Raw genomic sequence first — 22,148 nt, 5'->3', positions numbered from 1 at the left:
ATCCAGAAGGTGGAGGTCAACCTATGAAAAAGGTTGTTGATGGAAAGGAATATGTACTTATATATAATGGAGAGCTATATAATACTGAAGATTTAAGAAAAGAGTTAATAGAAGATGGATATAAATTTGAAGGGTATTCTGATACAGAAGTATTGCTTTTATCATATATAAATTGGGGTATAGATGCTATTTCAAAATTTAATGGCATTTTTGCTTTTGCTATTTATGATGAAAAAAATAGGAGAATAGTATTAGCAAGAGATGCTATGGGAGTTAAGCCACTATTTTATAGCATAAAAAATGATACTTTTATATTTGGCTCAGAAGTAAAAAGTTTATTTAAACATCCTTATGTAGAACCTGTTGTAGATAAAGATGGGTTAACTGAATTATTTGCATTAGGACCAGCTGTTATACCTGGAACAACTGTATATAAGGATATTAATGAGGTTAAACCAGGAGAATATTTAATTGTAAATGAGTTTGGATTAAAAAAGGATATGTATTGGGAGCTTAAAGCCAAGGAGTTCAATGAAAGTGAAGAAGAAGCTATTGAGCATGTAAGAGAACTTCTTACTGATGCTATAAGAAGGCAACTAGTAGGTGATGTACCACTTTGTACTTTTTTATCAGGTGGGTTAGATTCTTCAGCAATTTCTGCAATAGCAGCAGAGGAATATAAGAAGAAAAATAAAGTATTAACTACTTATTCTATAGATTATGAAGATAATGAAAAATACTTTAAATCATCACTATTTCAACCAACATCAGATAAGTACTATGCAGAAGTAATGGCAAAATATATAGGAAGTGATCATAGGACAGTAGTATTAAATCATACAGATTTAGTTAATGCATTAGATGATGCTTTAATTGGTAGAGATTTGCCAGGTATGGCAGATGTAGATTCATCTTTATATTTATTTTGTAAAGAAGTAAAGAAAGATTTCGTAATTGCTTTATCTGGAGAGTGTGCTGATGAATTATTTGGAGGTTACCCATGGTTTACTAATGAAGAGATGATAAATTCAAATACTTTTCCATGGTCAAGATTTATAGGTGAAAGAAAGGCAATTTTAAGTCCTGAATTAAAGAGTTTAAAAATTGAAGAAGTAGCTAAGTCAGCTTATAGTGATACTTTAAAGGAAGTTCCTCACTTATATGGAGAGAGTAGTTTAGAATATCGAATGAGAGAATTATTTTACTTAAATTTAAGATGGTTTATGGTAAATTTATTAAATAGAAAAGATAGAATGAGTATGGCAAATAGCTTAGAAGTAAGGGTTCCCTTTGCAGATTATAAAATAGTAGAATATGCATTTAATATTCCATCAAATATAAAACTACTTAAGGGTAGAGAAAAAGGACTATTAAGAAAGTCCTTAGAAGGAATTTTACCAGAAGATATTATATATAGAAAGAAGAGCCCTTATCCTAAAACTCATAATCCCATATATACTGATTTAGTTTGTAATGTAATGAATGAAATTTTAAAAGATAACACTTCACCAATATTAAATATTATAGATAAAGATAAGGTTAAGGAAATAGTTGATACTAAGGGAAGATCCTACAAAACACCTTGGTATGGACAATTAATGACAGGACCTCAAATGATAGCTTATTTAATTCAAATTAATAATTGGTTAAAGAAATATAATGTTAAGCTAGTGTAGAAATAAAATAATGAAAAAATTAAAGAATTATAAAATAGAGAAGAAGCTAAAGGAGTTTCTTCTTTATTTTATATAGTCATTGTTTGTTTTACATTGTGCAGTGGCATCTTAGTATCTTATAATATAAAAGAGAGTAAATATAAGGGATGGGAATAAGATGATAACTTCTATTTTATCTAATGGTGATGTTATTACTGATGAAATTCATAATGAAAATTTATCAGATGTAGTTGGATGTATATGTGAATCAAATAATATAAATAGAATTAATGAAAAACAAATTACTAATATACATAAGGATATAATAATTAAAAATAAAGATATGATTTTTTTAAGAATACCTATTTTATCTCAAGGTGAGAAAATATTCATTAATGCTGTTATAGATAAAGAAAAATTTATATTAAATTACTATAGTGATGTTTTAATTGATTTTTTTAAAGAGAAGATAGCATTACATGAGAAGATAGATAAATATATGCTATGTTTATTTTTATTTCAGTATTTTTCATATTCTTATAGTGAAGAGTTATTAAAAATAGAAGCAAGAGTAGATGATTTATTTCAAGAAGCCGTTAGTATAGGTGAAGCAAATAATAAAGAAATATTAGAAATTAAAAAATCTGTATCACTGATTAAGAGGTTTACAACTTATTATAAGTCTATGATAACATACTTGGATGATGAGTTTAATCAATTAGATTTATATAATAAATTATTGTTAGTATTAGATAATACGTTAAGTTTAGTAGAAAATATTGAATCATCAATTTATTCTTGTATAGATATTTATAATTCAGAGCTTTCAAATAAAATGAACAAAACTATGCAATTACTTACAATAATTACAGTTTTATCACTACCCTTAACTATAATATCAGGAATATTTGGGATGAATTTCAAAAGGATGCCATTAATAAGTGATAACTTTGGATTTATATTTTCTATGGTCTTTACTTTGGGAATAATATTTGTAGAAATAATTTATTTTAAAAGAAAGAAATACTTGTAAAAGTAAAAGCTAAGAGTTATAGTGGATAGTTAATGAAAAAATCCTTAGGGATTTTTAAATAAAAAGTGTTGTGAATTAATGAAATATAAGTTTAACTGAGTGAAAGGATATAAATATCATATGAGGACCACTTATAGTTTACTAGGTCGCCTGGAATATGATATTTATATCCTTTGTTATTATTTTTGGTAAATTATATAAGGTTACATAAGGTATCGTATACCTAGTACTTCATTATCTTTAATATATACCCTAGGAGCTCTTCTTCCTATTAGGCAAAGAACTTCGTAACTAATTGTATTTAATATATTTGCCATATCTTCAGCATCAAATTTTACTTCTCCATCACTGCCTAGAAGTATAACCTCATCTCCAGCATTTACATTTTCTATATCCGTTACATCCACCATAAATTGATCCATACAGACATTTCCTATAATAGGAGCTAGTTTACCATTTATTATTACACTTCCTTTATTAGAAAGTCCTCTAGAATAGCCATCTGCATATCCAACAGGTAAGGTTGCAATAACTGTCTTTTTATTTGTTTTATAATTTTTTCCGTATCCAATATATTCATTTTCTTCTACTTCTTTAATATGAACTATTCTAGTTTTCCAAGTTAATACAGGCTTTATATTAATAGTACTTTTATTAACTTCATCAGAAGGATAATAACCATATTGTATTATTCCAGGTCTTACATAATTATAATGACTTTCAGGAATATCTATTATAGCAGCACTATTAGAAAGATTTCTCTTATTAATAGTAACTTTATTTTCTTCTAGAGTGTTTATTATAGAATTATATATATCCATTTGTTGTTTTGAATAAGTTTTATCTATAGAATCAGCTGTAGAAAAATGAGAAAAAATACTATCTATTTTTAAGTTGCTTAAATTAGAAATAAGGACTATATCTTCTATATCTTTTGAAGTATTTTTAAAGCCTATTCTACCCATTCCAGAGTCTAAAGCTATATGGATATTTATTGTTTTATTCTTTTTTCTTGCAGCTTCATTAAGATTTTTTGCAAAGTGAAGAGTTGAGACTGTAGGTTCAACATTATAATCAATTAATTGATTAATAGCATAATCTTCACTTATTCCAAGAAGCATAATTGGAGCATCAATATTATTTTCTCTAAGCTCAATTGCTTCAACTATATTGGCTACTGCAAGTTTTTTAACACCAAAGCTTAATAAGGTTTTAGATACTTCAACAGCGCCATGTCCATAAGCATTAGCTTTTACAACTCCTATTATTTCACTTTTATTAGATTTTTTCTTTATTTCTTCTATATTATTTATTAAATTATTTAAGTCTATTTCTGCCCAAATTGGATGTAACAAATGCATAATAAAACTCCTTACTATAATTGACATATTAATAGTGTCATTGTTAATATTATATACATAAACTGAAACTTTGATAAGTATCAGTTTTAATAAAATTAATGGTGTCAGATAGGTGATAGTATGGATATTTTAACTATAAATTTAAATAGTAATAGTAACATTCCCTTATACATACAATTATATAAATTTATAAAACATGAAATACAAATGGGAAATATGAAGTCTAATAGTAAATTACCTTCTAAAAGAAAGCTATCACATTATTTAGCTATTAGTCAAAATACAGTTGAAGCTGCATATGAACAATTAATGACTGAAGGATATATAATTTCTTTTCCTAGAAAGGGTTATTTTGTTTCAGATCTTCAAGGTATTCTTGAGGTTAATATTGAGAAAGAAGCTGTAAATGAGAAGTTAAAGAAAAAGAAAATATATCAATATGAATTTTATTCTAGTAGAGTTGATGTAGAAAGCTTTCCTTATTCTATATGGAGAAAAATTAATAAGGAAATATTAGGAGAAGAGAATAAAGAATTATTGCAAATAGGACACTCTCAAGGAGATAGAAATTTAAGGGAAGCTATAAATAATTACTTAAGATTTTCTAGAGGAGTTAACGCAAAGATAGATAATATAATAATAGGAGCTGGAACTGAATATTTAATTCAAATAATTATAAATATATTAGGAAGAAATAAGAGATTTTCAGTAGAGGAACCTGGTTATTACAAAATTAAAAAGATATTGAAAATAAATGGAGTTAATCCAATTCCTATATCAATAGATAATCAAGGAGTTAATGTAGATAGATTAAGAGAAAGTAATTCAGAAGTAATACATATTACTCCCTCTCACCAATTTCCTACAGGAATAATTATGCCTATTAATAGAAGAATTCAAATTTTAAATTGGGCTAATGAAAGTAAGGGAAGATATATAATAGAAGATGATTATGATAGTGAATTTAGATTTGAGGGAAAACCAATACCAGCATTACAGAGTCTAGATAATAAAGGTAAGGTTATATATTTAGGTACATTTTCAAAGTGCTTTTCACCTTCTGAAAGAATAGCTTATATGGTTTTACCAGATGAACTTATGAAAATCTATAGAAAAGATTTTAGTTTCTTAGCTTGTACTGTATCTAGAAGTAGTCAGCAAGCTTTAGTAAGATTTATTGAAGAAGGTTATTTTGAAAGACATTTAAATAAGATGAGAAATATATATAGAAAAAAGAGAGAGTTTTTAGTAACTTTAATAAAAAAGTATCTTAATAACACTGAAATTATAGGAACTAATTCAGGATTACATTTGCTATTAAAAGTCAATAATGGAATGAATGAAGAGGAACTTATTAAAAGTGCAGAAGAAAAAGGTGTAATGGTATTAGGTTTATCGAAATCATATTTAAATAATATTGAAGAAAGTAAAACTGTCTTTTTAGGCTATGCTAATTTAAAATATAATGAAATAGAAGAGGCAATTAAATTATTAAAGGAAGCATGGAATTTATAATAAGTATTTGGAAACAATATAGGTATTAAAACTTAAAGGAGAAAATTTATGGCCTATATTAATTTTAAAGAAGAAATTTCTGCTGCTAAAACTCAGTTAGAAAAAAGAATTCATAATAATGTGAAAATATTTGAAAAATTATCAGAAAGTAAAGATGTATATAAGGAATTTAATCCAAATGATAGATATAGCTTTAAGGAGCATAATAATTTAGTTATAGGTGGTGGTCATCCTAAAAAGGAAGATGAGTTTCAAGAATTTAAGGATGAAGATATAGTTTGTGCTAAATTTGTAAAGTGTAGATTTTCTAATGTAAAGTTTAGCAACTGTAAATTTATTGGTTGCTATTTTGAAGAATGTGAGTTAATGGGTGGAGGAGTAGTTTTTCAAGATTGTATTTTTGTTAAGAAGGATAAAGATGATAAGCCTAATTTAAATAAGGAAGATAATTTTTCATGTGAATTTAATCACTGTAATATATATGCAAAGTTTATTAATTGCACTTTAGAATTTATTATTTTTAATAAGTGTATTTTAAAAAATACTAATTTTGAATTAAGTGATATGAGTAATGGAATTATATATGATTCAACATTAGAAATGATAATTATTTCTGACACCAATCTTTCAGGAACAAAAATTGTAAGTACTTATATTGAAGACTTAGAGTTTAGAGATAAATATAAAACAAAGTTAGATGAAAAAACTTTTATAGATAAGATAAAATTTAGAAAAAGAAATAGAAACGAATATGAGGGTATATATACGGTATATGAAAATATAGCTGATAAATTTAATGATAATAATTTGAAAAATAATTTTGGAGAATACTATTTTTTATGTAGAAAAGTTCAAAGAAAAACATTAAAACCTATGCCTAAAATTGCATCAACTCTTGGACTTGTAAGTTGTGGATATGGAGAAAGGCCTATGTATGCAGTTTATTTTTCATTATTTGTTATTGCATTGTTTTCAATATTATATTTAATATTTGGAATGAAGGTAAATGAAGAAATAATAACCTATGATAATATTAATAAATTTCATAACTTAAGAAAAATGCTAACAGATTATAATGAATCCTTAAATTTAAGTGTAGGTATGTTTGCAGGTGTTGGACTAAATGAAGCACAACCATCTCCAAGATCTTATATGCTTAGTAATATTGAAATGTTAATTGGTGTATTAATGATGGGAGTTGGAATTGGAGCCTTAGTAAAGAAAATAGTTAGATAATGCTTCGCAAGGTAATAAGTAATAGGTAAGAAGTAAGAAGTAATAGTGAAGTAGCTCTTTTGCTAGTGGCAAAATTGAAATAAAATAATAAGAAAGTAAAAAGTAATAGGTAATAGTGAAAAAGTAATAAGTAAGAAGTAAAAGTGAAAATGTAAAAGGAACGTTTATAGTTAAGACGTTCCTTTATTATTTATAAAAAATACTAATATAGATTATTATAACCATACTAAAGGTTCAAGTAGTAGCATCAATGTATAAAAATTAAAACTTTTTTCTGTGCCCGTATAAATGTGGTTGACTTGGTTATTTTTTATTATTTCAGATTCATTTTTAATGTAATTTAACTCATAATTACACCTCATATTTGTAAATTAACTTGTTTTATGATTGTCTTTATTAGTTAGTGGATGAATTATAGAATTACTTATTCCTAAAAGGCAACCAACTATTAGAGAATACACAGTTACAGGCATATCAATAATATATATTCCGAAGATACCTATAACTAATAGTATTGTTAGTATAAAACAAACAATAAAAACAGGTTTAAAGTCCTCTTTAATATTTAATAGTAATTTTATTTTATCTGTAACTTTATATTTTTTATCTAATAATAAGTAAATAATTTGACTTATTGATAATGATAATATTAGAGGTATTAAGTTATATAATGAACTCTTCATAGCATTTCCTTACATAATTATCTATAAAATATATAAATTGCATTAAATGAGCATTTAAAATAAAAAAATATATTACTATAATAACATTATTTCCATTTTGTTACAACGAAATACAGATAGAATTTATATATATATATTTATATAAATATATTTAAAATGATAAAAAAATATTGTTTTTCAATAAAAATATCTTGATAAAGATTGTATTTAATGATAATATATATTAAAAATACTTCGGAGGGATTATATGGAAATGGAGAATGAAAAGAAAGTATCAAGGATGTTATCAATTATTCTTAATATAACTATTATTTTTGGTATATTTCTTACAGGTATACTTGTATATAGTAATTTTATAGAAAAAGGTATTGAAGATGTAATAATTGATAAAGGAATAATAATAGTATTGTTAATAGTAGGAATAAGTAGCTTGTTTTATATAGTATTTATGTTAAAGGGAATAATTAATACCTTAATAAAGGGGGATCCCTTTGTTAGATCTAATGCAATTGCTTTTAAGAAAATATCAGTTTCTTGTTTAATAATATCACTATGTTATTTCATAAACTTATTTATTAATTCTAATTTTAAGGAATTTAAATTTATTTATGTAGATAATATGGGAGTGCATACTGATATGGAGGTATTTATATTTTTATTTGCAGCTGCCTTTATATATATTTTAGCTAAGGTTTTTGATAAGGCTGTAACTTTTAAAGAAGAAAATGATTTAACTATATGATGAGGAGAATAACATGAAAATAGTTGTAAATTTAGATGTTATGATGGCAAAAAGAAAAATTTCTTTAAATGAGTTAGCAGAAAGAGTTGGAATTACAAATGCTAATCTTTCTATATTAAAAAATAATAAGGCTAAGGCAATAAGATTTTCAACCTTAGAAGCTATCTGTAGAGAACTTAATTGTCAGCCAGGAGATATATTAGAATATGTAGATGAATAGAGGAGGGTAATATGGTCAATGTAGTATCATTAGTTTTAATGAAGGGAGAAAAATTACTTTTATTGAGAAAAAATACTAATAGATTGCCAATAATAGTAATGCAGGACAATGAAACTCCAGAAAAATGCGTTGAAAGATGGACTAAAGATAATGTAGAAGTAGGCTTATCAAAGTTAATAAGGCACGAAAAAAGCTTTAAGCTTGATAATTATAATGTTAGCTTAGTTTTTATTGATGCAACTAATACAGAAGTTAAATTATTAAAGGAAGATATAGTATTTGAAGATTGTAGATTTGCAAATAATCTTAATAGGTTTGAGGAAGAATTACTAGTAAATATAGTAAGAAAGTGTAACTTAATAAATTATAGATCCTTAGCTATTGAATCATTATCAAAGGCTTATAGTATTAGCAGTAAATCTTATTTAAGTAATAAATTTTTGGAATTAGAAAATGGAAAAATAAATAATAAGAAAGCCTTAAATCTTATAGCTTTATCTTTAGTTGTAGGTGCTTTATTTTCAATATTTGCATTTAATTATTTAGGAGTATCAGTTCCAATAATAATATTACTTATGGTATTTTTATTTATTAATATTGTTGGCATTAAAAACAAAAGTTTTTTAGGAATCTTTTTTGTTACTTCAAGCATAATTCTTTCAGTAGCTTATGCTATATTTACAAATGAATTTTTTAGAGTTTTAAATATAATTATTATTCCAATTAGCTTATTTTCAGGATTTTTATTATTAACTTATGATAATATACCATTTAAATTAGTCACCTTTATAACTGCTTTCTTAGAATTGATAGTTGGAAAATCTATAGAAAATACAGCTAAGCTTTCAGTTGAATTAAAAGATAAATTTGGTAATGCTAATAAAGAAAGTGAAAATAAATACTCAAAGTATATATTAAAAGGAATATTAATTTCTATCCCATTAGTTATAGTTTTAATGATGTTACTTTCAGGAGCTGATGAAGTATTTAGCTATTACTTATCAAATATTTGGGATTATATTAATATAAAAAATGTTTTAGATTTTATTGTTAGAGCAATAATAGCAGTAGCTATAATGTTTTTAGTTTATGGATTAAATTATACATTATCAGCAACTAAGGTTAAAAAAGTTAATAGCAAAAGTCTAAAGCGGACTTTTAATTCGACTACTATAATAACTGTTTTAATTTCAATAATTTTAGTTTACTTAGTATTTACAAAAATACAGGTTTCTTATTTATATTTAAATAAGAAATTACCAGCAGGTGTTACTTTTTCAGATTATGCAAGAAATGGATTTTTCCAATTAGTATTTTTAGTTGTATTAAATCTTATTATGATACTATCTATTAAGCTTAAAACTATTGTTAACAGTTCAAAAACAAATAGTATTCTAAATATAGGGTATAGTATAATAACAGTTTTAACTATAAATATGGGGGTAGCTGCTATATATAAGATGAATTTATATATTGGAGAATTTGGATATACAAGACTTAGAGTTTTAGTTCAAGCTTTTACAGTATTCCTATGTATATCACTTTTATTTCTTCTTATATTTATTTGGAAAGAAAAGACATTGTTTAAGCCAGTTGCTATAACTGCTATGGTTATATACCTTGCTTTAAATTACTGTAATATAGATAACTTTATAGCAAAGGAAAATATTAAGCTTATAAGTGAAAGAGAAAAAATGGATTTATGGTATATTTCAAGCTTATCTTTAGATGCTAAGGATGCTATTTATGAAGGGAAAAAGAATGGATTAATAAGTAATGAGTATTATAATATGTGGGCAAATAAAAGGGTTGCACCTAAGCATTGGTATGAATATAACTATTTCAATAATCAGGTATTGAAATAAGATAAGAGATTTAGTTATATTATTTTCAGAATTTATATCAGTAAAAATCTTCATTATATGATGAGAGATAGATATTATGTTTCTTATGACTTGGAGTCTCCAGGTGGAAAAGAATATAATATCTATTTTCTTTTTTTATGATATTTTTAATGATGAAATTTTATGAAAATAGTTAATTTTTTTAATATGAAAATAGACAAAAAATAGGGTATATGGTAGTATTTATTAGTGAATAGAGGATTGTAAATCTTGAGTTTTATGTTCTATAAAAGAAAAATTTATTAAATACTAATGAAAGGAGTATGTCAGAATTTATATGATTTTATGAAGTTTTGACAAGATGTATAGGTGATAATATGAAAAAGAAATACATAAGAGAAATAATATTAAAAAATAAAAAATTAATGGCAATAATAAGTGTAATACTAATTTTAGGAAGCGGTTTTATGTTTCTTAAATATAGAAAGGCTAAAAATATAAAAATAGCTAATTCACAAGGAGTACAAGATACTGTTATTCTTAAAAAGGGTGAAATTAACAAGTCCATAATAGTTAATGGGAATGTAAAAAGTGGAGAAGTTTCCAATGTATCATCACCTATCACAGCAAAAGTTAAATCTATTGATGTAAGTGTGGGAGATATAGTTAAAGTTGGAGATATTATTTGTACTTTAGATAGCAGTGATATTGATAAAGAAATTGAAAAGAAAACTAAGGCTATAGAAGAAGAAAGAATAACCTTACAAGAAAATTATAATAAGTTATTAAGTCAGTTAGATTCACTTAAAAATAAACAAACACAAAATTTAAATAGTCATAATACAACAATTAATAAAGTAGCCAAGAAATTAAATACTGCTAATGATGAGTTGTCTAGATATGAGGCTACATTTAGTAGTGTTAAAAATACATATAATATCATGCTTACTGGAATAAATGATAAACAAAAAAGCTATGATAACGCATTAAATAATAAGAATAAATACTATGAAGCATGGATAAAATCAGGTGGAAGAACTGATTCACAAGAATATAAAAAATACATAGAAGCTAGTGAAAATTTAGATAGAAAACAGAAAGAGCTAGATCAAGCTAAAGAACTTTATGACTATGACAATATAAGTAATAAATATAATGAAGCTTTAACAATATATAATGAAAAGATTGCTGCAAGAGATACAGTAAAGGCAGAACATGAGGAAGCAGTTTCAAATAGTATATCTTCAGCTAATGCAGATAAAGCAGAGATAGATTCCCTACAAAATAATATAAATGATGTTTATAAACAAATACAAAAGCTTAATGATAATGAAGAGCTAAATGAGCTTAAAGAAAATTTAAATAAAACAGTTTTAAAGGCTGAGACTAATGGTAAAATAACAGAACTTAAAGTAAATGTTGGAAGCATGGCAGAAGGAGTAATTGCAACAATTCAATCTACAGACAACCTTATTCTTGAAGCAAATATACCAGAGTATGATATAAAGAAGGTTAGTACAGGAATGAAAACTAAAATTACTAGTTCTGCATTGGAACATAGCGTTAATGGAGAACTTGTAAGTATATCACCTATAGCAAGTGGTGATGATAAAGTAGGATTCTCTGCAACAATATCTATAGAGAAAGAGTCAGGACTATTCATTGGAACAAATGCAAAAGCAGAAATAATTATTTCAAGTAAAAGTGATGTTATTTTAGCTCCAATTGATGCTGTAAAAGATATTAATGGTAATCCTTCAATATTATTAAAGGAAGACAATGGAGAATTTAAGGAAGTACAAGTAATTATAGGTGAAAAAAATGATTATTATGTAGAAATCAGCGGAGAGCAGATAAAAGAAGGTATGGAAATTAAAAATAATATAGATTTAGATGAATTTAATAGTAACCTTTATTAATTTTAGTGAGGGAGGAAATAGTGATGAAGGATAAAAAAAATCAAAAACCTCTTATTGAAATGAAGGACATTATTAAGAAATATTATATTGGTGAACCGAATGAATTGCAAATTCTTCAAGGAATTAGTTTAAATATATATGAAGGAGAATTTGTTGCTATAGTAGGAGAGTCTGGATCGGGAAAATCAACTTTAATGAATATTATAGGTGCTTTGGATAAGCCTACAGAGGGAAGTTACATATTAGATGGAATTGATGTTCAAAATGCTTCAGAAAAAGAAATGAATAATATAAGAAATCAAAAAATAGGTTTTGTTTTTCAAAATTTTAATCTTATAGGAAGAAATTCAGCGCTTAAAAATGTAGAGCTTCCTATGCTTTATTCTGGTGTGAATAGTAAAAAGCGTACTGAAAGGGCAATGGAGCTTCTTGAGAAGGTAGGAATGGCTGATAGATATAAGCATAAGCCTAATGAACTTTCAGGAGGACAAAAACAAAGAGTTGCAATTGCAAGAAGTTTAGCAAATGATCCATCAATAATTCTTGCAGATGAACCTACAGGAGCCTTAGATAGTGAGACAAGTCGTATAGTTATGGATATTTTTCATGATTTAAATAAAACACAGAAAAAAACAATAATTCTTATAACTCATAGTAAAGAATTAGCAGAAGAGTGTCCCCGTATTATTACTATAAAAGATGGAGCAATTGTGGACGAAAGAAAAAGGGAGTTGATTTAGTGGGGATATTAGAAAATATTAAATTGTCATTAAGTAATTTATTGGCAAATAAACTACGTTCTATTTTAACTATGCTTGGAATAATAATTGGTATATCATCAGTTATAGCAATTGTAACAATAGGAGATTCTTTAGCAAATTCTATAACAAATGAGATGTCCGGTGTGGGAGGTAGAAATATAAATGTATATTTAAATCAAAAGAATCTCAATCAAGGCAGTGAAAATACTAACTTAAATGAAGGTATTGAAGAAGATGAAAATATTGATGATGAGATAAATTTTTCAGATTATGTAGAGCCTACAGAAAAAGATTATATAACAGATGAAATGTTAGCTGACTATAAAATAGCTTTGGGTAGTGAAATAGAAGGAATATCGATTTCTGAAAATGCAGGTAATATAGATATTACTAATGGAAAGAATAAAGCTAATATAAATATATTCGGAGTAAACAATGGATTTTTTAAAGTAGAAAATATTAAGCTTTTAGAAGGTAGGTTTATTCAAGATAAAGATTTAAAAGACCTTAGAAATATTGCGGTAGTTAGTGATGTGTTTGTAGATGATTATTTTGGAAAAAAATATACATATAATGATGTAGTAGGTAAAAGTTTTGAAGTTACAATAGGAAAAAATATGGTTAGAGTATATATTTGCGGGGTTTATGAATTTGATAAGAGCTCTTTAGGAACAAATAATGGACAAAAATTAATGACTACAGGAATGTATATTCCTATTTCAGTTGTAAAAAAAATTAACAACTTAAAAAATGGGTATGAGTCAATAACAATACTTCCTAGTATTAATGCTAATATAGACACAGTGGTAAATAAAACTAATGATTTTTTTGCTGCAAAATATAAGAATAATGAACATATAGTGCCTATGGCAGTTAGTGTAGAATCTATGATGAAAGCAGCAAATGAAATGATTAACAGCGTTAAGCTAGCTATTGGTGCTGTTGCAGCTATTTCTTTATTAGTAGGTGGAATTGGAGTTATGAATATAATGATGGTTTCTATAACTGAAAGAACAAGAGAAATAGGAATAAGGAAAGCTTTAGGTGCTAGTAGAGGAGTTATATTAATTCAATTTGTTATTGAGGCTATAATTATATGTGTAATTGGTGGACTTATAGGAATAACAATAGGCATTGGATTAGGAGCAATAGGTGCTAGGTTAATTGGATATCCTGTAAAACCAAATATGAGCTCAATATTAGGTGCAGTTATGTTTTCTATGTCAATTGGTGTATTCTTTGGATACTATCCAGCAAGTAAGGCAGCAAAACTGAATCCTATTGATGCATTAAGATACGAATAGAAGTATAAAATGATGCTTTAAATAGAGGACCTTATAATTTAGCAGAGTAATTTTATGTAAAAAGATGAGAACTTGATATTCTCATCTTTTTTTAATTAAATAATATTAAGAAAAATATTACTAGATTATTTTTAACTTTAATTTAAGCTTTAGTATTTTTAATACAGACTTATCTATAATATCTTCTTTTATATCTCCATTTTTTACAGCTTCAATTACGGTTGGAATTTGAACTTTATAATCTGAAGATATAATCAAGTCATTTCCAGCATTTACTGCAAAAATTGCAGAATTAACTTCACCCATATATTCTTTAATTGCACTCATTTGTAAATCATCTGTCATTATTACTCCATTAAAACCTAAATCATTTCTAATAATATCATGAACTTTTTTAGATAGAGAAGCAGGAAGAGTTTCATCCATAGAAGTAATAATGTTATGAGATACTAAAATACTGTCTGCACCTGCATCTATGCCAGCTTTAAAAGGAATAAAATCATTATTTATAAAGCTTTCATAACTCCTATTATCAATAGATATACCTAAATGTGTATCTAAATTGCTACCATAGCCAGGAAAATGCTTTAAAGTTGAACCTATATTATTTTCATTCATAGTTTCTACTACAGCTTTTACATAAGTAGCTGTTTCTTCAGGATTTTTTCCAAAGGTTCTAGGATAAATATAATCATTAGGATCCGTTGAAATATCACAAACTGGAGCTAAGTTCATATTAATGCCTACAGATTTTAAGAGAGTAGCTTTTTCTTCTGTATCACTTACAATTAAAGGATATCCACCTTCAGTATATAAAGCTTGTGGTGAATAAAAGGGAACAGCTCTAAATTGTGGATACCAACTTAACCTATTAACAATCCCACCTTCTTCATCAATTGCAATAATCATATTAATTGATGATCTTTCTTGATAAGATTTAATTTTAGCTGATAAGCTTTCTTTACTTTCTCCCTTAATATTTTCGTCGAATAATATAAAACCACCGACTTTATAATTTTCTATATCCTCAAATTCAGTAACATTATTACATCTAATAAGAAACATTTGCCCAATTTTTTCTTCTATGGTCATAGTTTCTAGAAGCTCTTCAGCTTTTTTTTCTATATTATTGTCTATATCAATTTCTTTATTTACTGAAGTAGATTCTTCATTCTTTTCTTCATGATTATTTTTTTCATTAGAGTAATTTGATGAAGAATTTTTACTGTTATTCTTTTCAATATTAGCTCTATTTATAAATTTTCCTATTAGATAACCAGAAAAAAGTGAAATAAGTATAAGTATTACTAATATAATTTTTTTCATAATATATCTCCAAACTAAAATTATTTAAATTATTTATAAAATTCGGTTCTATTTCATTACTTAGTTTATTTAAGTAATGAAATAGATAAGTAAATATAATTATAATATATAAATTTATAAAATAATATAAAAATTAATAAAATTCTGTTATTAATTTGTAACAAATTGGATTTATAATTAAATTAAAGAAATATTCTAATATATATATAATTAGTTTATAAATCTATAATAATCAAGTTTAAGAAGTAGAGTGAAAGAAATGTCTAGAAAAATAAAAAATATTATTAGTCTTATTTTAATTATTATACTAGGTGTATCTATTTACTTTACAATTAATTTTGCCAAAGACAATATTGAATCCACAAATACTAATATGATTCAAAAGAATGGTGAAACACCACCAGAAGTACCAAGTAATAAAAATGATAATGAAATGCCACCGGAAATACCAAGTAATGAAAGTAGTAGTGAAAAACCACCAGGAATGCCAAATGAAGAAAACAGTAATATGATTTCACCTGATACTAATGTAGTATCTATGAATCAATCAAATAATAATTTAGATATTATATTTTATGTATTATTTACAATTGAAAGTCTAGGAATGTCAATAGTAATTATATATTTAATTATGTCTAACTTAAATAAAAAAGGAATTAAAGAAACATTTATTAATTTAGATAAAATAACAATATTTATTCTTAGTATAATTATTTTAACAAGTGTTTTAACGATTATAAATGTATATAGTACTAAAAATATATTTATAAGTAATGCTCAAGGTAATGGAAGTATAAATAATGGAAATATGGACAGCAACAATAATGTTTCATTATCTGCTAGTGCTTCAAATGAAATAGATGGAACAGAAGAAACATTAAATGAAACTTATGAAAGTAGCAATAGTGATGAAAGTGTAATTCTTGTTAAAAATGCTGGTGAATTAAGTTTAGATAATGCTACTGTTAATAAAAATTCTGGTGATAGTTCAAATACTGAGAATTCTGAGTTCTATGGTATAAATTCAGGTATATTAGTAACTTCTAATTCAACAGCAACAATAACTAATTCAAAGATTACAACTAAAGCCAAAGGAAGTAATGCAATATTTTCAACAGGAACGGATTCTAAAATCTATATTAGTGATTCTACAATTACAACAACAGGAAGCAGCTCAGCAAGAGGACTTGATGCAACTTACGGTGGATATATTGAGGCTGATAATGTAACTATTAAAACTCAAGGTGGTTCTTGTGCTACCTTAGCAACAGATAGAGGAGATTGAAGGAAAAAATTCAGCAACTGTTACAAATTCAACTTTAAAGGCAACTGGTAAGGGTAACAGAGGAGATGTAGATCAAGCTGGTATTATGATTTATCAATCTATGTCTGGGGATGCTTCTGTTGGAACAGGTAATTTTACAGCAAAGGATTCTTCTTTAAACATTGTCTCTACTTCTGATTATTATAATACAGCACCAATGTTTTTTATTACTAATACAGATGCAATTATTAATTTAGAAAATACAACATTAAGTTATGGAAGTAATATTTTAATTAGTGCTAAAGGTACATCTGAATGGGGAAAAAGCAATTCAAATGGTGGAAATTTAACTTTTAATGCAACTAATGAAAAGCTAGATGGTAATATTGAGATAGATAGTATATCTACTTTAACATTAAACTTAAAATCATCAAGCTATAAAGGCATTATAAACGAAAACAATGAAGCTAAAAGTGTTGTTTTAAAACTTGATAATAATTCTGAAATAACTTTAATGGGAGATTCTTATATAACAGAATTAGAAGATAAAGATACTACATATAGCAATATTAATTTTAATGGTTATAAGCTATATGTTAATGGTAAGTCAATTAATTAAAAGTAATAATATATAAAAAGATATAAAAGCTACTATTTTGCAACTTACATTGTAAAATAGTAGCTTTTTCACCAAATTAAAGATGCTTTATATATTAATATTGATAATAAATTTTTTAGAAGTGAAATATTATGAGTAGTTTAATTCTTTATTTCGTAACATTTTTATTAATTACAATATCTTATAAAAAAGATAAAGAAAAAACTAAGAAAGCATTATTAAAAGGTTGGAAATCCATAGAAGGCATACTACCACAATTTTTAGGAATAATTCTAATTGTCGGAATAACTCTTGCAATATTAAGGCCAGAAATTATATCAAACATAGTAGGAAATAATAGTGGAGTAATTGGAGTATTTCTATCTGCAATTATAGGAAGCATTGCAATGATGCCTACCTTTGTAGCCTTTTCTACTGGAGATATGTTACTTAAAAATGGAGCAGGAATAGCACAGGTTGCTGCTCTTATATCAACTCTTACTTTAATCGGAATAATTACTATTCCTTTAGAAGCTAAATATATAGGAAAAAGGGCAACTATTTATAGGAACATATTAGCCTTTGTTTTTTCAATCATAGTAGCATTTTTTGTTGAGATGGTGGTGACAATGGCATGGTAAAAGGTTTAATTAAAAGATATTATTTATTTATTATATTAATTATAGTAACAGTAATAGTAACAGCTATTAATAAGGAAATAGGGTTAAAATCATTTAATATAGCCTTTTCAAGTTTTAAGCAAATGCTTCAAGTTGTACCTCCAATAATGATTCTACTTGGACTTATGGATGTTTGGATTCCGAGAGAAACTATGATTAAATATATGGGAGAGAATTCGGGAATAAAAGGAGTTTCTCTTGCAATGCTTATAGGATCAATAGCAGCTGGGCCTATGTATGCAGCTTTTCCCTTTACAAAAGTTCTTCTTAAAAAAGGAGTTAAATTTAGCAATATAATAATATTTATGAATGCTTGGTGTGTAACTAAAATATCTACATTGATGTTTGAGTTTTCTTCATTAGGATATAAATTTACTTTAGCTAGGCTTCTTATTGATATACCAGGAGTAATAATAATGGGATATTTAGTTCAAATTTTAATGCCAAAGGATGAGTTAGATAGACTTTATAAGGAGAATTTAGGTTAAGTGTTAAAGTTATGAAATGAATAATATAAAATTATTTACAAAAACTAAATGTATAGTTATAATGTTTATGACAAAGTATAAATAATAAGCTATGAAAGAGAAAAGTAGATAGATAATCATTTTACAGAGATTTAAGCATAGGTGGAAGCTTAAAATTTGATGCTATTGAAGGAAGCTCTGGAGCTATAAACTGAAACAGCATTTTTTATTGCAAGTAAGTTTGTGGGTTTCTCCCCTTAAAGAGATTGAGTGGATTAATTATTAATTAATCAATTTAGGTGGTAACGCGGAAATATAGTCTTTCGTCCTAATATTTATAGGATGAAGGGCTTTTTTATTTACAATTAACATAATGGAAGGAAGATAAGAATGAGTTTAGAAAAATTAGCTGAATTAATATTCCCTAATATTGATAAGACACGCGAATATTATATTGAAAAATATCCAAAAAGAAATTTAAAAGAAGGTGCTGTAGTTACAAGATATGCACCATCACCAACTGGATTCCAACACATAGGTGGAGTTTTTGCTGCATTAATTAATGAAAGATTAGCAAGCCAAACAGGTGGAGTTTTCTACTTAAGAATAGAAGATACTGACCAAAAAAGAGAAGTTAAAGGCGCTATAGAAGATACTATTCAAACTATGCATAACTTCGGTATGGATTTTAATGAAGGTATGACAGGAGATAATACTTCAAAGGGAGAATATGGTCCATATAGACAAAGTGAAAGAGCTGATATATACAGAGCTTTTGCTAAAGATTTAATTAAGAAGGGATTAGCTTATCCAGCTTTTGATACACCAGAAGAATTAGCAGAACTTAGAGAAAGACAAACAGCTGCTAAAATAACTCCAGGATACTATGGAGAATATGCTAAGGATAGAAATTTAACTCCTGAAGAAGCTATGGAAAAAATAAATAATGGAGATGCATATATCGTTAGATTTAAGTCACCTGGAAATATAGAAAATAGAGTAGAATTCCATGATTTAATTAAAGGAGATATTAGCTTTCCAGAAAATAATCAAGATATAGTTATTATAAAGGGAGATGGACTTCCAACTTATCATTTTGCACATGCTATAGATGATGCATTAATGAGAACTACTCATGTTATAAGAGGAGAAGAATGGTTATCTTCATTACCAATACACGTTCAATTATTTGATGTATTAGGTTTAGAAAGACCAAACTATGCTCATATTCCAACAATAATGAAGAATGATAATGGTTCTAAGAGAAAATTATCTAAGAGAAAAGATGCAGAAGCTGCAGTTTCATATTATAAAGAAGTTGGCTATCCTGTTCAATCAGTTGTTGAATACTTATTAAACATAGTAAATTCTACTTTTGAAGAGTGGAGAGCAGAAAATCCTACAGTAGATTATCATGAATTTGAAATAGCTTTAGATAAGATGAGTAAATCAGGAGCATTATTTGATATAGTTAAATTAAATGATGTAAGTAAAGAAGTTATTTGTAAGCTAAAAGCAGATAAGGTTTATGAATTATATACTGAATGGGCTAAGGATTTTGATAAAGAAATGTATGACTTAGTAACTGCAAATGAAGAAATGTCTAAGGAAATCTTCAATATAGATAAAGAAGGTCCAAAGCCAAGAAAAGATTTTGCTAAATGGGATGAAGTAAGAGGAAAAGTAGATTATTTCTATGATGAATTATTTAATAAGGAAACAGCAGAAAATGTTGAACTTCCAAATACTTTAAGCTTAGAAAATGCAAAAGAAATAATTAAAGTATATAAAGATAAATTTAACTTTAATTCAGGAAGCCAAGAAGCTTGGTTTGAAGAATTAAAGGTTATTGGAGCAGAACTTGGATATTGTGCTAATAGAAAAGAATACAAAGCAAATCCAGATGCCTTTAAGGGAATGATTTCTGATGTTGCTGGAGCTGTAAGAGCAGCTTTATCTCATAGAAGCAACACTCCAGATCTTTATACTATTATGCAAATATTAGGTGAAGATAAAGTAAGAGCTAGATTTGAAGCATTTTTAAATATATAAAACTAAAGGTCGTTGAAAAACGACCTTTATTAATATTTTTTATGATAATTAATAGATAAACTATAATTTTTATATCAAATATTAGAGTGAATATAAAATAATGTGGCTGATTCATTATCGTAAAAATATACAGAATAATTATCAAACTTTTTATAATTTGAATTTCCTATTTGTTCTCCTTCTTTTGTTTTAATATATATATAATCTCCTTCTGAAATGCAAGAATCATCAAAATCATATTCATCTGCTCGGTCGGCAGTATCCATCCATGATTTAAAATTAGTAAAATATGAACGAATATTTTCTATATCTTCATTTGTTACAACTGAATAAATATCATTTTCTAAAAATAAATTATTAGAGGCTTCATAGTAATACTTACAATAGTCGGTGTAATCCTGAAAACCTTCTTTATCAAAATGTTCCTCTTTATCTATATAACCTTTAAAAATTAATTTATCAGAAAAAGAAGAACACCCAATAATACAAACATTAAGCCAAATTAGTATTGGTATTGAATATATTATTTTTTTCATTATTTAGACCTCTCTTTTAAATAAAAAAATGCTAACATAGCTAATATTAATTGAACCAGACTTAATATTATAAACATAACAGTAGGTAGATACATTTCTCCTAAAACTGGTACTGATATTATAAGACTTACTAAAAATACTATTCCCATAAATAATGAAGGTAACCAAGGTTTGTTATCTTTAGAAATTGAAGAATATGCTGCGAATAAATTACCTATTCCAAAGAAAATTAATGCAATAACTCCTGGCCAAAACCAAGATGTAAAAGGCACTCTCCCTATCCATTCTGGAGGGAATACTCCCCAATTCCTATCCCAAATACCAGCAATCATTTGTATACCATAGTATATTGCTCCTATTGCTAAAAATAAATCGAAGAAACTTAATATTCCTCTGCTTATTTTACTTTTCATAAATCTCAACTCCTTTATTTTAAGTATTCTTATGGATAATTAAAGTTAAAAGAACTATATAGCATTACAAATAAGTATAAATTAATTATACATTTAAACTTAGTGTATTTCAATAATAATTTATTGATAAACAATAAAAATATTGAGCAAACTTAATTTTTATATATTTATAGAAAAAGAAAATAAAAGTTAAAAAGTAAAAATTTTTATTTAATAGTTGAAATTATTATCAATTGTTATGTAAAATTAGTATGAAATCATAAAAAGGAGATGAAATTATGGAAAATTATAACGTTGTATTAGAATGTTTTGAAAAGAATGATGAACCAATGAATGCCACTGCAGTTGCAGAAAAAACAGGCATAGATAAAAAAGAAGTATCTAAGGTAATGGATAAACTTAAAAAAGAAGAAAAGATTTATTCGCCAAAAAGATGTTACTGGCAAATAAAGAAATAGTTTATAAGTAATAGGGAATAAGTAAAAAGTAAGAGATAAGAGTTGTGGTAGAAATTTCACTTTGTGTGAAATTTCTTTTTT

The 22,148-nt window shown here is 26.2% G+C and carries 21 protein-coding genes and 1 other annotated feature; of the genes, 16 read left to right on the top strand and 5 right to left on the bottom strand.

All coding sequences use genetic code 11. The features are described from left to right. Positions 1–1,676: asparagine synthase (glutamine-hydrolyzing) (gene asnB / locus ACQRD5_RS13490; protein WP_427746952.1), on the top strand; the 1,676-nt coding region annotated here is incomplete at its 5' end. Positions 1,677–1,833: 157 nt separating this feature from the next. Next, positions 1,834–2,688: a CorA family divalent cation transporter gene (locus tag ACQRD5_RS13485; RefSeq protein ID WP_291630008.1), complete on the top strand. Its 855-nt coding sequence runs from the start codon at positions 1,834–1,836 to the stop codon at positions 2,686–2,688. Positions 2,689–2,891: 203 nt separating this feature from the next. Here the strand turns inward: ACQRD5_RS13485 and alr are convergent, their stop codons facing one another. Next, on the bottom strand, positions 2,892–4,049 hold the full coding sequence (gene alr / locus ACQRD5_RS13480) for an alanine racemase (protein ID WP_414600967.1): 1,158 nt from the start codon (positions 4,047–4,049) through the stop codon (positions 2,892–2,894). Positions 4,050–4,169: 120 nt separating this feature from the next. On the opposite strand from alr, the gene ACQRD5_RS13475 reads away from it, so the two are divergent. Further along, entirely contained in the window at positions 4,170–5,564 is a 1,395-nt protein-coding gene (locus tag ACQRD5_RS13475) for a PLP-dependent aminotransferase family protein (protein WP_291630006.1), read from the top strand. A gap of 48 nt (positions 5,565–5,612) precedes the next feature. Then, complete coding sequence (locus ACQRD5_RS13470; RefSeq protein WP_291630005.1) at positions 5,613–6,800, top strand: pentapeptide repeat-containing protein; 1,188 nt, start codon at positions 5,613–5,615, stop codon at positions 6,798–6,800. Positions 6,801–7,171: 371 nt separating this feature from the next. On the opposite strand, the gene ACQRD5_RS13465 is transcribed toward ACQRD5_RS13470, so the two are convergent. After that, complete coding sequence (locus ACQRD5_RS13465; protein ID WP_291630004.1) at positions 7,172–7,483, bottom strand: hypothetical protein; 312 nt, start codon at positions 7,481–7,483, stop codon at positions 7,172–7,174. 247 nt (positions 7,484–7,730) lie between these two features. Between ACQRD5_RS13465 and ACQRD5_RS13460 the strand changes: the two genes are divergently transcribed. The 6 genes from ACQRD5_RS13460 to ACQRD5_RS13435 all read left to right on the top strand — a co-directional run bounded on the left by ACQRD5_RS13460 (position 7,731) and on the right by ACQRD5_RS13435 (position 14,273). Then, positions 7,731–8,225: a DUF2975 domain-containing protein gene (locus tag ACQRD5_RS13460; RefSeq protein ID WP_291630003.1), complete on the top strand. Its 495-nt coding sequence runs from the start codon at positions 7,731–7,733 to the stop codon at positions 8,223–8,225. A 13-nt stretch (positions 8,226–8,238) separates the two neighbouring features. After that, positions 8,239–8,445 carry a helix-turn-helix domain-containing protein gene (locus ACQRD5_RS13455; protein ID WP_291630001.1) on the top strand — a complete coding sequence of 69 codons (207 nt, stop codon included), beginning with the start codon at positions 8,239–8,241 and terminating at the stop codon, positions 8,443–8,445. Positions 8,446–8,456: 11 nt separating this feature from the next. Continuing rightward, entirely contained in the window at positions 8,457–10,310 is a 1,854-nt protein-coding gene (locus ACQRD5_RS13450; protein ID WP_291629999.1) for a DUF4153 domain-containing protein, read from the top strand. Positions 10,311–10,666: 356 nt separating this feature from the next. Next, positions 10,667–12,208 (top strand): HlyD family efflux transporter periplasmic adaptor subunit, encoded by a 1,542-nt coding sequence (locus ACQRD5_RS13445; RefSeq protein WP_291629997.1) that lies wholly within the window; start codon positions 10,667–10,669, stop codon positions 12,206–12,208. 23 nt (positions 12,209–12,231) lie between these two features. After that, a complete protein-coding gene (locus ACQRD5_RS13440; protein WP_291629995.1) occupies positions 12,232–12,948 on the top strand; it encodes an ABC transporter ATP-binding protein in 717 nt (238 codons plus the stop codon). After that, positions 12,948–14,273 carry an ABC transporter permease gene (locus ACQRD5_RS13435; RefSeq protein ID WP_291629993.1) on the top strand — a complete coding sequence of 442 codons (1,326 nt, stop codon included), beginning with the start codon at positions 12,948–12,950 and terminating at the stop codon, positions 14,271–14,273. Before ACQRD5_RS13440 ends, ACQRD5_RS13435 begins: the two co-directional genes overlap by 1 nt. A 120-nt stretch (positions 14,274–14,393) precedes the next feature. Here ACQRD5_RS13435 and ACQRD5_RS13430 read toward each other — a convergent pair whose 3' ends face one another. Continuing rightward, the gene (locus ACQRD5_RS13430) at positions 14,394–15,599 is read right to left on the bottom strand and encodes a glycoside hydrolase family 3 N-terminal domain-containing protein (protein ID WP_291629990.1); all 1,206 of its coding nucleotides are present in this window, start codon (positions 15,597–15,599) and stop codon (positions 14,394–14,396) included. 259 nt (positions 15,600–15,858) lie between these two features. On the opposite strand from ACQRD5_RS13430, the gene ACQRD5_RS13425 reads away from it, so the two are divergent. From ACQRD5_RS13425 to gltX, 5 genes are all read left to right on the top strand, one after another. Further along, on the top strand, positions 15,859–16,884 hold the full coding sequence (locus ACQRD5_RS13425) for a hypothetical protein (protein ID WP_291629988.1): 1,026 nt from the start codon (positions 15,859–15,861) through the stop codon (positions 16,882–16,884). A gap of 85 nt (positions 16,885–16,969) precedes the next feature. Further along, positions 16,970–17,482 carry a hypothetical protein gene (locus ACQRD5_RS13420; protein WP_294363075.1) on the top strand — a complete coding sequence of 171 codons (513 nt, stop codon included), beginning with the start codon at positions 16,970–16,972 and terminating at the stop codon, positions 17,480–17,482. Between the two features lie 131 nt (positions 17,483–17,613). Next, complete coding sequence (locus tag ACQRD5_RS13415) at positions 17,614–18,102, top strand: permease (RefSeq protein WP_291629985.1); 489 nt, start codon at positions 17,614–17,616, stop codon at positions 18,100–18,102. After that, positions 18,096–18,629, top strand: a complete 534-nt coding sequence (locus ACQRD5_RS13410) for a permease (RefSeq protein WP_291629982.1) — start codon at positions 18,096–18,098, stop codon at positions 18,627–18,629. The genes ACQRD5_RS13415 and ACQRD5_RS13410 overlap by 7 nt, the downstream gene beginning before the upstream one ends. 82 nt (positions 18,630–18,711) lie before the next feature. Further along, positions 18,712–18,942, top strand: a binding site (T-box leader). Positions 18,943–18,998: 56 nt separating this feature from the next. Next, on the top strand, positions 18,999–20,660 hold the full coding sequence (gltX, locus tag ACQRD5_RS13405; RefSeq protein WP_291629980.1) for a glutamate--tRNA ligase: 1,662 nt from the start codon (positions 18,999–19,001) through the stop codon (positions 20,658–20,660). A gap of 74 nt (positions 20,661–20,734) precedes the next feature. Here gltX and ACQRD5_RS13400 read toward each other — a convergent pair whose 3' ends face one another. After that, positions 20,735–21,196 (bottom strand): hypothetical protein, encoded by a 462-nt coding sequence (locus ACQRD5_RS13400; RefSeq protein ID WP_291629978.1) that lies wholly within the window; start codon positions 21,194–21,196, stop codon positions 20,735–20,737. After that, positions 21,196–21,609, bottom strand: a complete 414-nt coding sequence (locus ACQRD5_RS13395) for a hypothetical protein (RefSeq protein ID WP_291629976.1) — start codon at positions 21,607–21,609, stop codon at positions 21,196–21,198. The genes ACQRD5_RS13400 and ACQRD5_RS13395 overlap by 1 nt, the downstream gene beginning before the upstream one ends. Positions 21,610–21,887: 278 nt before the next feature. Here ACQRD5_RS13395 and ACQRD5_RS13390 point away from each other — a divergent pair, with 278 nt between their 5' ends. Continuing rightward, positions 21,888–22,067 carry a MarR family transcriptional regulator gene (locus ACQRD5_RS13390; RefSeq protein ID WP_291629974.1) on the top strand — a complete coding sequence of 60 codons (180 nt, stop codon included), beginning with the start codon at positions 21,888–21,890 and terminating at the stop codon, positions 22,065–22,067. Positions 22,068–22,148 lie beyond the last annotated feature (81 nt).

The sequence above is a fragment of the Clostridium sp. SGI.024 genome (assembly GCF_050315195.1).
Taxonomy (GTDB): domain Bacteria; phylum Bacillota; class Clostridia; order Clostridiales; family Clostridiaceae; genus Clostridium.
The sequence above is the reverse complement of the archived record's forward strand: the minus strand, read 5'-3'. Positions and strand labels throughout refer to the sequence as shown.